We start from the raw sequence: 13,708 nt of genomic DNA, 5'->3' as shown, positions 1-13,708 counted from the left end.
CGATGCGGAGGCGTTCGGGGTGGGCCGACTGGTAAGGGGCGGTGCGGGTGGGCAGGGCGGACGTCGCGGGGGTGGGAGGGGGCCAAGGGGGCGGGGGATGGGGCGGGGATGGCGAAGGGCCCCGGAGTGGTGCTCCGGGGCCCTGTCGGAGAGGTCATCAGCCCTCCCGGGCGGGACCGTCCTCCCGGTGGGCCTCCTGCACGGCCAGGGCGCGGCGCAGGTCGTCGAGCTGGTCGGCGAGTTTGCGGCGCAGGGCGGGGATCATCTCGTCGTCGCGCAGGCACTTCTCGCCCAGCCGCAGCGCCTCGGCGTCGACGTGGTGGGCGGGGAAGGCATGGCGTCCGGCCGCTTCGGCCATGGCGGGGCCGCGCCGGGCGGCGAGGGCGACGGAGTCGGGGTAGTAGCGGTGGACGTAGTCGCGTACGAGGCCGGCCTGTTCGGGCTGCCAGAAGCCCTGGGCGGTGGCGATGAAGAGATAGTTGGAGAAGCTGTCGGAGCGGAACATCCGGTCCCAGGCGGCCGCTTTGCTCTCCGGGTCGGGCAGGGCGGCGCGGCAGCGGGCGGCGCCTTCCTGGCCGGCGGCGCTGGGGTCGCGGTCGAGTTCGGCGGCAATGACCCTCTCGTCGGCGGCGCCGAGGACGGAGAGGCGGCACAGGACGCGCCAGCGCAGTTCCGGGTCGAGTTCGGGTCCGCCGGGCACGCTGCCGTCGTTGATCCACTCCTGGAGGTTCTCGGGCCGGGCGGCGGCGGCGATGAAGTGGCGGACGGCGGTGAGGCGCAGTCCGGGGTCGCGGCCGTCCTCGGTGTGCCGCATCAGGTCGCGGCAGACGGCGGTGACGGCGGTCAGCGCGGCAGGGCGTCGTTCTGGCGGCAGATAGCAGTCGGCGAGCTGCCCGGAGGCGAAGGCCAGGACGCCCTGGACGATGGCCAGGTCGCTTTCGCGGGGGAGGTGGGCGCGGGCCGCGTCGAGGTAGGCGTCGGGGGCGAGTTCGCCGTCGCGGACCATGTCGCGTGCGGCGTTCCACACGACGGCGCGGGTGAGCGGATCGGGAATGCCGGAGAGGGAGCGCAGGGCGGTGTCCCAGGAGGCGGCGTCAAGGCGGACCTTGGCGTAGCTGAGGTCGCCGTCGTTGAGGACGACGAGGGCGGGGCGGCGGCCGGAGGCTGTCCGGGGCTCGCGCTGCGGGAGGTCGAGTTCGAAGCGTTCGCGCAGGACGAGCCGGCCGGACTCCACCGGGTCCTGGTCGTAGGCGGCGACGGCGACGCGGTGGGGCCTGCTGCCGTCGCGGTTCACGGTCAGCGACCAGCCGCCGGCGGCCTCGGCGGTCTGCGGGGTGAGGGTGTCGACTCCGGTGGTGCCCAGCCACTGCTCGGCCCAGGCGGGCACATCCCGGTCGGTGGCCCGGGAGAGGGAGTCGATGAAGTCCGCGAGGGTGGCGTTGGCGAACTTGTGGCGGGCGAAGTGGAGGTTGATGCCGGCGAGGAAGTCCTTCTCACCGAGCCAGGCGACGAGCTGGCGGAGTGCGGAGGCGCCCTTGGCGTAGGAGATGCCGTCGAAGTTGAGCAGCGCGGAGGCGGTGTCGGGGACGGCTTCCGGTGCGGGGGCGACGGGGTGGGTGGAGGGCCGCTGGTCGGCGTCGTAGCCCCAGGCTTTGCGGGTGATGCCGAAGTCGACCCAGGTGTCGGTGAAGCGGGTGGCCTCGGTGAGGGTCTGGTAGCCCATGTACTCCGCGAAGGACTCGTTCAGCCAGATGTCGTCCCACCAGGCGAGGGTCACGAGGTCGCCGAACCACATATGGGCCATCTCGTGGGCGATGACCATGGCGCGGGTCTGGCGCTGGGTGTCGGTGACGGCGGAGCGGTAGACGAACTCGTCGCGGAAGGTGACCAGGCCGGGGTTCTCCATGGCCCCGGAGTTGAATTCCGGGACGAAGGCCTGGTCGTAGGAGTCGAAGGGGTAGGGCTCCTCGAATTTCTCGTGGTACCGGTCGTAGCACTGCCGGGTGATCTCGAAGAGTTCGTCGGCGTCGGCGTCGAGATGAGGGGCGAGGGAGCGGCGGCAGTGCAGGCCGAAGGGCAGGCCGGCGTGTTCGGTGCGCACGGAGTGCCAGGGGCCCGCGGCGACGGCGACGAAGTAGGTGGCGAGCGGCGGGGTGGGGGCGCAGCGCCAGCGGCCGCCGCCGGTGTGGGTGGCGATGCCGTTGCCGAGGACGGTCCAGCCTTCGGGGGCGGTGACGGCCATCTCGAAGACGGCCTTGAGGTCGGGTTGGTCGAAGGCGGCGAAGACGCGCTGGACGTCGTCCAGGAAGAGCTGGGTGTAGACGTACACCTCGCCGTCGCTGGGGTCGGTGAAGCGGTGCATGCCTTCGCCGGTGCGTGAGTACCGCATGTCCGCGTCGATGCGCAGTTCGTGCTCGCCCGGGGTGAGGCCGGTGAGGGGGAGCCTGTTCTCCTGGAGCGTCTCGGGGTCGAGGGGCCGGCCGTCGAGGGTGGCGGAGCGCAGGACCGCGGGCTTCAGTTCGACGAAGGTGTCTCCGGCTGTGCCCGCGGTGAAGTGAATGACCGTGCGGGAGTCGAAGGTGTCCTCGCCTGTGGTGAGGTCGAGCTCGACGGTGTACCGATGGACGTCGAGGAGCTGGGCTCGGGTCTGCGCTTCGTCGCGCGTCAGTACGGACATGGGTGACATGCTGCCTGATGGGCCGGGCCCGGCACATGGGGTTCCCGTTGCGCTGAGAGCGCACGCGGAGGCGGGGCGGCGGAGGCCGGGGCTCATATGGCCGGAGCCCGTGCCCCGCGCGGGGGCGGGGCCACTGGCGGCCGGGCGGCCGGGGCGCCCAAGGCCGTTCTTGCGGGGCGCGGGGCGCGGGGCGGGCCCGGGCTCCGGTCGGTGAGGGGGTTCGTCGCCCGCCGGGTGCGCCGGATTTGCGGCTCGGCGGCGCTCCGGTGTGCAGAGGTCCGGCGGGCCGGGGACGGATCAGGGCTGGCGGGGGGTGTCGGGGTTGGCCGCGATGGTCTCGTGGTGGCGGATGACCTCGGCGATGATGAAGTTCAGCAGCTTCTCGGCGAAGGCGGGGTCCAGCTTGGCGCTCTCGGCGAGCTGGCGCAGGCGCTCGATCTGGCGGGCCTCGCGGGCGGGGTCGGCGGGCGGCAGGTTGTGCTGGGCCTTGAGGTGGCCCACCTGCTGGGTGCACTTGAAGCGTTCGGCGAGCATGTGCACGACTGCCGCGTCGATGTTGTCGATGCTCTCGCGGAGCCGGTTGAGCTGGGCCTGTACGGACTCGTCGATGTCCCTCGTGGTCATGGTCTCGGAGCTTACGTCGCCGTGGTCAAAAGGGTCGGCGGGTGTTCAGGGTCTGGGATGCGGATGTCCTGGCTCCGGGTAACGGACCGGGGTGCGGGGACGGCGGCCGGCCGGGCTGTCATCCCGGTCGGCCGCCTCTGCTGTGCGGTGTGCTGCGGTGCCGGTGTGCCCGGCCCGGTGTGCGGCTACAGGTTCGCCGCCGCGCTCCTGATGGCCGAGGCGAAGGTGGAGACCTCGGCGTACACGCCGGGGTAGCCCGGCCGGGCGCAGCCGTAGCCCCAGCTCACGATGCCGACCTGGATCCAGGAGCCGGTGTTGTCCTTGCGGAACATCGGGCCGCCGGAGTCGCCCTGGCAGGTGTCGACGCCGCCCCGGTTGTATCCGGCGCAGATCTCCTCGGCCGGGATGAGAGCGCTGCCGTACGCCTGGCGGCAGACGGCGTCGGAGACGAACGGGACCTCGGCCTTGAGCAGATGGCGCTGCTGCGGTCCGCCTTCCCGGGCGGCGCCCCAGCCAGCGACGGTGAAGGCGCCGTTGTTGTACGCCGTGGTGTCGGCGATCTTCAGGGTGGGCAGGTCTATGGGCCTGGCGAGTTTGATCAGCGCCCAGTCCTTGCCCTCGCCGTTGTAGCCGGGGGCTTGGACGACCTTGGTGGAGCGGACCTTGATCGCGCTGGGGCTGCGCAGATCGACGACGCCCGCGGTGGCGGTGATGCCGGTGTTGTTGCCTGAGCCGTTCACGCAGTGGGCGGCGGTCAGCACGATGTCGGGGGCGTAGAGCGATCCGCCGCAGCCCATGGAGAGCCGGACCATGAAGGGGAACTCGCCCTGGGCGGCGCGGGTTCCGCCGACGACGGGCGGCACGGCGGAGGGGGCGGGCCGAGCGGACGGTGTCTGCTGTGCGGGCGGGGCGGCGGCGGGGGCCGCGGAGGCCGAGGCGGGCTGGAGACTGATCACGGCGAGGGCGACCGCCCCTGCCGCGGCGCATCTTTTGGCTGCGCGCAGAAGCTGCTTCAACGGACTGCCTTTCGTGGGGGGGTTGAGATACGCCCGCCGGCCCCACGGCCAAGCACGGCATGACATGAGCCCGACAAGCCTGCTCGGATTATGGAGAGTGGATCATGACCTCACAAGACGGCCTTTTCGGCCATGCCAGGAGCCCCGCGACGAAGCGCCGTAGAGTTGAGTCCGGCCGACCGTCGCGCATGGGGGTACGGACGTGGTGAACGGCAGCGAGGTCGTACACGGCTTTCCGCACCTCGACACGGTGCGGGAGGCGATCACCGCGCTGTACCGGCGGCTGTCGCCGGACGGGGTCCTCGCGTACGGCACCAGCGTGCTGCCCGCCGATGTGGCGTTCGCCGACCACGACGATCTGCATCTGGGCGCACAGCGTGTCGCGCGTGCCCTGGTGCAGCAGCTGCGGCTGCCGGACGCCCGGATGATCGTGAGCTTCCGGGAGATGGAGCATGCCGCGTCCGTCGAACTGGCCGCGGGCCCCGAGTACTTCATCGAACTGAACGACCGATTCCGCAAGCATCGCCGGGACATCGGGGCGGCCCTGGCCCACGAGATCATGCATGTGCTGCTGCACCGGCTGGATCTGTCGTTCGCCGGGACGCGCGACAACGAGATCCTCACGGACACGGCGACCACCTATCTGGGGGCGGGGTGGCTGCTGCTCGACGCGTTCCGGGAGGACCGGCTCTCCAGCCAGAAGCTGGGCTATCTCACGCCGGAGGAGTTCGGCTATGTGCTGGCCAAACGGTCGGAGGTGTTCGGCGAGGACCCCTCGCCGTGGTTCACCAGCCCGCAGGCGTACACGGCGTTCGCCAAGGGCAGGGCGCAGGCGCAGCACGACCGCCGGCAGCCCCCGCTGACGGCGGCCGGATGGGCGGGCCGCCGCCGGTACGCCAAGGAGCGGCGGCACGCCTTGGAGCATCCGCACGCCGCCGGGAAGGGCTCGCCGTACGCGTTCGAGGGCGGGGGACCCGACGGCGGGCTGAAGGTCTCCTTCCCCTGTCCCACCTGCCGGCAGCGCATCCGGCTGCCGGTCCGCGGGCGGGTGCGGGCCCGCTGCGGGCTGTGCCGCACGGTTCTGGAGTGCGACACCTGAGCGGCGGCGGCTGAGCCGCAGTCCCTGAGCCGCAGCCCCCGAGCAGCGCCGCCCGAGCAGCGGCGTCAAGCGGTGTATGGGAAGGCGGGGTCACTCCGCCCCGTACACCGGGAGGGGCGGCTCGGCCCCGGCGAGCAGGCCGCGGGCCGCCTCCCCCGCCTCGGCCGGGGCCCAGCGCGCCCCCTTGTCGGCGGTGGGGCCGCGCCGCCAGCCCTCCATGACGGTGATGCGGCCCGCTTCCGCCTCGAAGACCCGCCCGGTGACGCCCGCGCTGGGCGGACCGGAGCAGAGCCAGACGACCAGCGGCGAGACGTTCTCCGGGGACATCGCGTCGAACGCGCCGGGCGCCGCCGGGGCCGCCATCGTCTCCGCGAAGGCGCGTTCGGTCATCCGGGTGCGGGCGGCCGGGGCGACGGCGTTGACCTGGACTCCGTAGCGCCCCAGTTCCGCCGCGGCGACCAGCGTCAGGGCGACGATTCCGGCTTTGGCCGCCGAGTAGCCACCCTGACCCACGCTGCCGAGCAGACCAGCCCCTGAGGTGGTGTTGACGACCCTGGCGGCCGTCCCGCGGCCCGCCTTCGCCTCGGCGCGCCAGTGCGCCGCCGCATGCTTCAGCGGGAGGAAGTGGCCCTTGAGGTGTACGCGTACGACGGCGTCCCAGTCGTCCTCGCCGAGGTTGACGAGCATCCGGTCACGCAGGAAACCGGCGTTGTTGACGAGGGCGTCCAGCCGGCCGAAGCCGTCGACGGCGGCGGCGACCAGGGAGCGCGCGCCCTCGGGCGCGGCGATGTCCCCGCCGTGCGCCAGCGCTTCGCCGCCCGCGGCGCGGATCTCGTCGGCGACCTGCCGTGCGTGACCGCTCGGGCCCGGGGGCTCGCCCGGGAGCCCGTCGGGGCCGACGCCGAGGTCGTTGACGACGACGCGCGCGCCCTCGGCTGCCAGGGCCAGGGCGTGGGCGCGGCCGAGTCCTCTGCCCGCTCCGGTGACGATGACGACGCGCCCGTCGCAGATGCCGCTCATCTGGTGCTCCCCTTCTGCCGGTCGACGGCTTCCCCCTGCCGGCCGACGGTCTCGCCGGCTCTCTCGTCCGCGGTCTGCTGCTGCCGGTTGGCGGTCGCCGCGGCGAGGAAGGCGGGCCGCTCGCCGCCCCCGTGCACCAGCAGCGACGCCCCGCTGATGTAGGCGGCGCGGTCCGAGGCGAGGAAGAGCGCCGCGTCGCCGATCTCGTCCGGTTGTGCGAGCCGCCCAAGCGGCACCGTGCGCTCCACCGCCGCCACCCCGGCCGCGTCCCCGTAGTGCAGCGCGGACAGCTCCGTGCGGACCATGCCGAGGACGAGGGTGTTCACCCGCACCTCGGGGGCCCACTCCACCGCCATGGACCGGGCCAGGCTCTCCAGACCCGCTTTGGCCGCCCCGTACGCCGCCGTGCCCGGCGAGGGGCGGGTCCCGCTCACGCTGCCGGTCATCACCACCGAGCCGTGCGCGGCGCGCAGCTGTTCATAGGCGGCGAGCGACACCGTGAGCGGTACGAGGAGGTTGAGCTCCACCACCCTGGCGTGGCGTTCGGGCCCGCCGTCGCCCAGCGGGCGGTAGGGGGTTCCGCCGGCGTTGTTGACGAGCGTGTCCAGCCGTCCGTACCGGGCGGCCACCTCGTCGAACAGACGCCGTACCGCGTCCGTGTCGCGCAGGTCGACGGGCAGGAAGCGCGCCCGCCTGCCGTCGTGTGCCACCGGCTGCTCGGGCGGGCGGCGGGCGCAGACCAGGACCTCGGCCCCGGCCCGCAGGAACGCCCGCGCGATGCCCGCGCCCACCCCCCGTGTGCCGCCGGTGACGACCGCGACCCTCCCCTCCCACTCCATGGGCTGCTACCTTCCTCACCTAACAAACGTTTGGTGGAAAGGTAGCTGATCCGCCCATGGGTGTCTCCACCGCACGTCCCGGAAAAGGCGTCTGCCTCGTCACCGTCGACTTCCCGCCCGTCAACGCCCTGCCGGTGCGCGGCTGGCACGACCTCGCCGACGCGGTGCGCGCCGCGGGCCGCGACCCGGCGGTGCGCTGTGTCGTGCTGGCGGCCGAGGGCCGCGGCTTCAACGCGGGCGTCGACCTCAAGGAGCTGCAGCGGGACGACGCGGCGCGCACGGCGCTCATCGGCGTCAACCGCGCCTGCGCCGAGGCGTTCGCCGCCGTGTACGGGTGCGAGGTCCCCGTCGTCGCGGCCGTGCACGGCCACTGCCTGGGCGGCGGCGTCGGCCTTGCGGGCAACGCGGACGCGCTCGTCGCCTCCGACGACGCCCGTTTCGGCCTCCCGGAGCTGGACCGGGGCGCCCTGGGCGCGGCCACCCATCTCGCCCGGCTGGTCCCCCAGCATCTGATGCGCACGCTGTACTTCACCTCGCGGACCGTCACCGCCCGCGATCTGCACGCCCATGGCGCGGTATGGCAGGTCACCCCGCGCGCCCGGCTGCGTGAGGCCGCGCTGGGGCTGGCCCGGGAGATCGCGGCGAAGGACGGCGAACTGCTGCGGCTGGCCAAGGCCGCGATCAACGGCATCGACCCGGTCGACGTCCGCCGCAGCTACCGCTTCGAGCAGGGCTTCACCTTCGAGGCAGGGCTCAGCGGGCTCGCTGACCGCGTCCGCGACGCCTTCGGCGAGCCTCCGGCCGGGGAGGCGGGACGGTGACGGACAAGACCATGGCACTTGAGGACGTCGCGGGCGGGCTGCGCAGCGGGATGACGCTCGGCATCGGCGGCTGGGGCTCGCGCCGCAAGCCGATGGCGCTGGTCAGGGCGGTGCTCAGGGCGGGCCTCACGGATCTCACCGTGGTGTCGTACGGAGGCCCGGACGTGGGGCTGCTCATCGCGGCGGGCCGGGTGCGCCGTCTTGTCGCCCCCTTCGCCACCCTTGACTCGATCCCGCTCGAACCGCACTTCCGCACCGCCCGGCAGCAGGCCGCCTTCGAACTGACGGAGCTCGACGAGGCGATGTTCATGTGGGGGCTCACCGCGGCCGCCCACCGGCTGCCGTTCCTGCCGGTGCGCACCGCGCTGGGCTCCGACGTCATGCGGGTCAACCCCACTCTGCGCACGGTGGTCTCGCCGTACGAGGACGGCGAGGAGTTCGTCGCCGCGCCCGCTCTGCGGCTGGACGCCGCGCTGGTGCATATGAACCGCGCGGACCGGTCCGGCAACGGCCAGTATCTGGGCCCCGACCCGTACTTCGACGATCTGTTCTGCGAGGCCGCCGACACGGCCTATGTCTCCTGCGAGCGGCTCGTGGAGACGGCCGACCTCGCCAAGGGGGCCGCGCCGCAGACCCTGCTGCTCAAACGCCATGCCGTCACCGGTGTCGTCGAGGCCCCGAACGGCGCGCACTTCACCTCGTGCGCCCCTGACTACGACCGCGACGAGCCCTTCCAGCAGCTGTACGCGACCACCGGCTGGCCCCAGTTCGCGGACCGCTTCCTCGCGGGCGGCGGCGAGGCCGCCTATCAGTCGGCGGTGCGGACCTGGCATGAGGAGCGGCGGGAAGAGGGGGTGCGGCGATGACGGACGGCGCGGTCAGCCGGGCCGAGTACTGCGTGGTCGCCTGCGCCGAGGCATGGCGCGGCGACGGGGAGGTGCTGGCCAGCCCGATGGGCCTGATCCCGTCTCTCGGCGCGCGCCTGGCCAAGTACACCTTCTCCCCCGACCTGCTGCTCACCGACGGGGAGGCGATGCTGGTCGGCCTCGACGGGACGGTGGAGGGCTGGCTGCCGTACCGGCAGCATCTGGCGCTGGTCACCGGGGGCCGGCGGCATGTGATGATGGGCGCGAGCCAGCTGGACCGGCACGGCAACCAGAACATCTCCTGCATCGGCGACTGGCGACGGCCCGCCCGCCAGCTGCTGGGCGTGCGCGGCGCGCCCGCGAACACCCTCAACCACCCGGTGAGCTACTGGGTGCCGCGGCACGCGCGGAGGGTGTTCGTCGAGCGGGTCGACATGGTGTGCGGGGTCGGCTACACGCGGGCGGCGGCCGCGGGCCCGTCGGCGAGCCGGTTCCACCGCATCCCGCGGGTGGTCTCCGACCTCGGCGTGTTCGACTTCGAGACGCCCGACCGGACGATGCGGCTGGTGTCGCTGCATCCGGGCGTCACGGTCGAGGAGGTGCGGGAGGCGACCGGTTTCGCGCTGACCATGCCGGTGACCGGGTCCGGGTCCATGTCCGCGTCAGCGTCCGGGTCCGGGTCCGCATCCGGGTCCGCATCCGGGTCCGCGTCCGGGTCCGGGTCCGGGTCCGGGTCCATGTCCGCGTCAGCGTCTGCGTCAGCGTCCGGGTCCGGGTCCGCGTCCGCGTCCGGGGAGGTCCCGTACACCCGTGAGCCGACCGCGGCCGAACTGCGGCTGATCCGCGAGGTCATCGACCCCGAGGGACGCCGCGAACACGCGGTCGGGGCGGCGGCCCGATGAGAACGCCGCTCACCGAGCTGGTCGGAGTACGGCATCCGATCGTGCAGACCGGGATGGGATGGGTCGCCGGCCCACGGCTGGTCTCCGCCGCCGCGAACGCCGGGGCGCTGGGCATCCTCGCCTCCGCGACCATGACGCCCGGCCGGCTGCGCGAGGCGGTGCGGGAGGTGGCGGCCCGTACCGGCGCTCCCTTCGGGGTCAATCTGCGCGCCGACGCCTCCGACGCCCGCGAACGGGTCCGGATCATCGTCGAGGAGGGGGTGAGGGTGGCGTCGTTCGCCCTCGCGCCCTCGCCCGAGCTGATCGCCGAGCTGAAAGACGCGGGCGTGGTCGTGATCCCGTCGGTGGGCGCGCGGCGGCATGCGGAGAAAGTCGCGGCATGGGGCGCGGACGCGGTCATCGTGCAGGGCGGCGAGGGCGGCGGGCACACCGGGGAGGTGGCGACCGGTGTGCTGCTGCCGCAGGTCGTCGACGCGGTGTCGGTTCCGGTCGTCGCGGCCGGCGGCTTCCGGGACGGGCGGGGGCTGGTGGCGGCGCTGGCGTACGGCGCGGCGGGCGTCGCCATGGGGACCCGCTTTCTGCTCACGTCGGACTCGACCGTGCCGGACGCCGTCAAGGCGCGCTATCTGGCGGCGTCCGTGCGGGACGTCACGGTGACCACGGCGGTCGACGGGCTGCCGCACCGGATGCTCCGCACGGATCTGGTCGACGCGCTGGAGCGCGCCGGACGTCTCAAAGCGCTGGCGCACGCGCTGCGCGGCGCCGCCCGCTTCCGCCGGATCTCGGGGCTGTCCTGGGCGGAGCTGGTCCGTGACGGCCGCGCACTGAAGCACGGCAGGGAGCTGTCCCTCAGCCAGGTGCTGCTCGCCGCGAACACTCCGATGCTGCTGAAGGCGGCCATGGTCGACGGCCGTACGGACCTGGGTGTGATGGCCTCCGGCCAGGTGGCGGGAGTGATCGAGGACCTGCCGAGCTGCGCGGAGCTGGTGGAGCGGGTGATGCGGGAGGCGGAGGAGGTGCTCCGCGCGCTGCGGACCCCGCCGTTCACCGAATGATCGTTGGCCCATGTGACCTGGCGGAGCTGAGCCGCCGGCGCTCACAGCCGTTCGATGACCGTGACGTTCGCCTGGCCGCCGCCCTCGCACATCGTCTGGAGGCCGAAGCGGCCGCCCGTACGCTCCAGTTCGTGCAGCAGCGTCGTCATCAGCCGTGCGCCGGTCGCGCCCAGCGGGTGGCCCAGCGCGATCGCGCCGCCGTTGACGTTCACCCGGTCCGGGTCCGCGCCGGTCTCCCGCAGCCAGGCGAGCACGACCGGGGCGAACGCCTCATTGATCTCGATCAGGTCCATGGCGTCGATGGACATGCCGGTCTTCTTCAGCGCGTGGGCGGTGGCCGGGATGGGCGCGGTCAGCATGCGGATGGGGTCCTCGCCGCGCACCGACAGATGGTGCACACGGGCGCGCGGCGTCAAGCCGTGGTCGCGGACCGCCCGTTCGCTCGCCAGCAGCAGCGCCGCCGCGCCGTCCGAGACCTGGGAGGAGCAGGCCGCGGTGATCGTCCCGCCGTCCAGGACCGGTTTCAGGGCCGCCATCTGCTCCAGGGTGGTGTCGCGGCGCGGGCCCTCGTCCGCCGTCATGTCCCCGTACGCCACGATCTCCCTCTCGAAGCGGCCCTCGTCGGCCGCGCGGATCGCGCGGCGGTGGGAGGTGAGCGCGAACTCCTCCATGGCGCGCCGCGAGATGCCCCACTTCCGCGCGATCAGTTCGGCGCCGTGGAACTGGCTGACCGGCGTCTCGCCGTAGCGCGCCCGCCAGCCCGCGCTGCCCGCGAAGGGGCCCTCGGTGAGCCCGAGCGGCTCGGCGGCCTGCCGGGAGGCGAAGGCGATCGGCACCTGTGACATGTTCTGCACGCCGCCCGCGACGACGAGGTCCTGGGTGCCGGAGAGCACGCCCTGCGCGGCGAAGTGCACCGCCTGCTGCGAGGAGCCGCACTGCCGGTCGACGGTGACGCCCGGCACCTCCTCGGGCAGCCCGGCCGCCAGCCAGCAGGTGCGGGCGATGTCGCCGGCCTGCGGGCCGACCGCGTCCAGACAGCCGAAGACCACGTCCTCGACGGCGGAGGGGTCGATGGAGGAGCGTTCGACCAGGGCGGTCAGCACATGGGCGCCGAGGTCGGCGGGGTGGACCGCGGCGAGGGCTCCCCTGCGCCGCCCCACCGGGGTGCGTACCGCTTCGACGATATAGGCCTCGGCCATGGCTGCCGCTCCTTCGCTGCTGAGAGTGCCGGGCTAGGTGTCTCGTACGGCGATGCCGTCCAGCACCATCGACAGGTACTGGCGGGCGATCTCCTCGGGGCTGTGCAGTCCCCCTGGCCGGTACCAGGAGGCGGCGACCCACACGGTGTCGCGCAGAAACCGGTAGGCGAGCCGGACGTCCAGATCGGCGCGGAAGACCCTCTCGGCCACCCCGCGCTGAAGCGTCCCGAGCCATGCCTGCTCGAACTTCCGCTGGGACTCGGTGAGATAGGCGAAGCGCGGCTGGGCGGCCAGCTGACGGGACTCCTTCTGGTAGATGGCGACGGCCGCGCGGTGCCGGTCGATCTCCCGGAAGGACTCGGTGACCAGGGCCTCGATGGTCTCCCGCGGGCCGAGTCCGGCGGCGAGCACGGCGTCGTACCCCTGCCACAGCTCGTCGAGGAAGGTGGAGAGGATCTCGTCGACCATCGACTCCTTGGAGTCGAAGTGGTAGTAGAGGCTGCCAGCGAGCATCCCGGCCGTGTCCGCGATCTGGCGCACGGTGGTGGCGTTGTAGCCGTGCGCGGCGAACACCTCGGCCGCCGTGTCGAGGAGTTCTCTGCGTCGGTCGGGCACGGGGGCCGCGGCCACCTGTGTCTTCTTCATCTTGGGCACATGACCATTGTCGTCCCCGGACGGCGCTGCTCTGCCGACACGGCCTAGGCACGCTGACTGCTCACGGCGACGACCTCGCCGGTCATATACGAGGAGTAGCCGCTGGCCAGGAAGACGATCACGTTGGCGACCTCCCAGGGTTCGGCGCTGCGCCCGAAGGCTTCCCGCGCGGTCAGCTCGTCGAGCAGCTCCGGCGAGGTGACCTTGGCCAGATGCGGGTGCATGGCCAGGCTGGGCGCGACCGCGTTGACCCGCACCCCGTACTCGGCCGCCTCGACGGCGGCGCACCGGGTCAGCGCCATGACGCCCGCCTTGGCGGCGGCGTAGTGGGCCTGGCCCTTCTGGGCGCGCCAGCCGAGGACGGAGGCGTTGTTGACGACGCAGCCGCCGCCCCGGGGGGCCCGGGCCGTGTCGCGGAAGCGGCGCAGGGCGGCGCGGGTGCAGCGGAAGGTGCCGGTCAGGGTGGTGTCGAGGACCGTGGACCACTGCTCGTCGGTCATCTCGGCGAGGGGCGCGGCGCCGCCGAGCCCGGCGTTGTTGACGACGATGTCCAGGCCGCCGTGCAGCCGCACCGCGGTGTCGAACAGCGCCTGGACCTGGGGCTCCTGGGTGACGTCGCAGGGCAGTGCGGCGACGGCGGCGACGCCGAACTCCTCGGCGAGCGCGGCCTCCGCCTCCTTCAGCCGTCGGGCATGGCGGTCGCCGAGGAGGACGCGCGCGCCCTCCTCCAGGAGTCGGCGGGCGGTCGCACCGCCGATCCCCGCTCCGGCCGCGGCCGTGACGACGGCGGTGCGGCCGGTGAGCAGGCCGTGCCCCGGAACGTACTGCGGCTTGTCGGCCCCCACCTTCTCACCCCCGGCGCTGTTGGCCTCGGCCCTGTCGCCCCCGGCCCTGTTGTCCGTCACGGCGGCACGTTAACCTACCAAACACTTGTTA

The 13,708-nt window shown here is 73.1% G+C and carries 13 protein-coding genes; 5 read left to right on the top strand and 8 right to left on the bottom strand.

Features of this window, described 5'->3' with window-relative positions; translation table 11 throughout:
* Positions 1 to 157: 157 nt before the first annotated feature.
* The 3 genes from pepN to OF819_RS00870 form a co-directional block, all read right to left on the bottom strand.
* Positions 158 to 2,677 (bottom strand): aminopeptidase N, encoded by a 2,520-nt coding sequence (gene pepN / locus OF819_RS00880; protein ID WP_416370440.1) that lies wholly within the window; start codon positions 2,675 to 2,677, stop codon positions 158 to 160.
* Positions 2,678 to 2,974: 297 nt separating this feature from the next.
* Entirely contained in the window at positions 2,975 to 3,301 is a 327-nt protein-coding gene (locus tag OF819_RS00875) for a chorismate mutase (RefSeq protein ID WP_267241302.1), read from the bottom strand.
* 185 nt (positions 3,302 to 3,486) lie between these two features.
* Complete coding sequence (locus OF819_RS00870) at positions 3,487 to 4,317, bottom strand: S1 family peptidase (RefSeq protein ID WP_267241301.1); 831 nt, start codon at positions 4,315 to 4,317, stop codon at positions 3,487 to 3,489.
* A 202-nt stretch (positions 4,318 to 4,519) separates the two neighbouring features.
* On the opposite strand from OF819_RS00870, the gene OF819_RS00865 reads away from it, so the two are divergent.
* A complete protein-coding gene (locus OF819_RS00865) occupies positions 4,520 to 5,416 on the top strand; it encodes a hypothetical protein (RefSeq protein WP_267241300.1) in 897 nt (298 codons plus the stop codon).
* A gap of 90 nt (positions 5,417 to 5,506) precedes the next feature.
* Here OF819_RS00865 and OF819_RS00860 read toward each other — a convergent pair whose 3' ends face one another.
* Positions 5,507 to 6,436 (bottom strand): SDR family oxidoreductase, encoded by a 930-nt coding sequence (locus OF819_RS00860; protein ID WP_267241299.1) that lies wholly within the window; start codon positions 6,434 to 6,436, stop codon positions 5,507 to 5,509.
* A complete protein-coding gene (locus OF819_RS00855; RefSeq protein ID WP_267241298.1) occupies positions 6,433 to 7,275 on the bottom strand; it encodes an SDR family oxidoreductase in 843 nt (280 codons plus the stop codon). Before OF819_RS00855 ends, OF819_RS00860 begins: the two co-directional genes overlap by 4 nt.
* 56 nt (positions 7,276 to 7,331) lie before the next feature.
* On the opposite strand from OF819_RS00855, the gene OF819_RS00850 reads away from it, so the two are divergent.
* Genes OF819_RS00850 through OF819_RS00835 form a run of 4 tightly spaced genes read left to right on the top strand, consistent with a single transcriptional unit; the run spans position 7,332 to position 10,919 of the window.
* Positions 7,332 to 8,096, top strand: a complete 765-nt coding sequence (locus tag OF819_RS00850) for an enoyl-CoA hydratase family protein (protein ID WP_267241297.1) — start codon at positions 7,332 to 7,334, stop codon at positions 8,094 to 8,096.
* Positions 8,093 to 8,962, top strand: coding sequence for a CoA transferase subunit A (locus tag OF819_RS00845; RefSeq protein WP_267241296.1), 870 nt, complete (start codon positions 8,093 to 8,095; stop codon positions 8,960 to 8,962). The genes OF819_RS00850 and OF819_RS00845 overlap by 4 nt, the downstream gene beginning before the upstream one ends.
* Positions 8,959 to 9,864 carry a CoA-transferase subunit beta gene (locus tag OF819_RS00840; protein ID WP_267241295.1) on the top strand — a complete coding sequence of 302 codons (906 nt, stop codon included), beginning with the start codon at positions 8,959 to 8,961 and terminating at the stop codon, positions 9,862 to 9,864. The genes OF819_RS00845 and OF819_RS00840 overlap by 4 nt, the downstream gene beginning before the upstream one ends.
* Positions 9,861 to 10,919, top strand: coding sequence for an NAD(P)H-dependent flavin oxidoreductase (locus OF819_RS00835; protein ID WP_267241294.1), 1,059 nt, complete (start codon positions 9,861 to 9,863; stop codon positions 10,917 to 10,919). Before OF819_RS00840 ends, OF819_RS00835 begins: the two co-directional genes overlap by 4 nt.
* 41 nt (positions 10,920 to 10,960) lie before the next feature.
* Here OF819_RS00835 and OF819_RS00830 read toward each other — a convergent pair whose 3' ends face one another.
* The 3 genes from OF819_RS00830 to OF819_RS00820 are packed head-to-tail and all read right to left on the bottom strand — an operon-like array spanning position 10,961 to position 13,617.
* Entirely contained in the window at positions 10,961 to 12,118 is a 1,158-nt protein-coding gene (locus OF819_RS00830; RefSeq protein WP_267241293.1) for an acetyl-CoA C-acetyltransferase, read from the bottom strand.
* A 33-nt stretch (positions 12,119 to 12,151) separates the two neighbouring features.
* A complete protein-coding gene (locus tag OF819_RS00825; protein WP_416370453.1) occupies positions 12,152 to 12,763 on the bottom strand; it encodes a TetR/AcrR family transcriptional regulator in 612 nt (203 codons plus the stop codon).
* 53 nt (positions 12,764 to 12,816) lie between these two features.
* A complete protein-coding gene (locus tag OF819_RS00820; RefSeq protein ID WP_267241472.1) occupies positions 12,817 to 13,617 on the bottom strand; it encodes an SDR family oxidoreductase in 801 nt (266 codons plus the stop codon).
* Positions 13,618 to 13,708 lie beyond the last annotated feature (91 nt).

It is taken from the genome of Streptomyces sp. PR69 (assembly GCF_026420845.1).
GTDB lineage: Bacteria > Actinomycetota > Actinomycetes > Streptomycetales > Streptomycetaceae > Streptomyces.
This window is presented reverse-complemented; position numbering and strand designations above follow the sequence as displayed.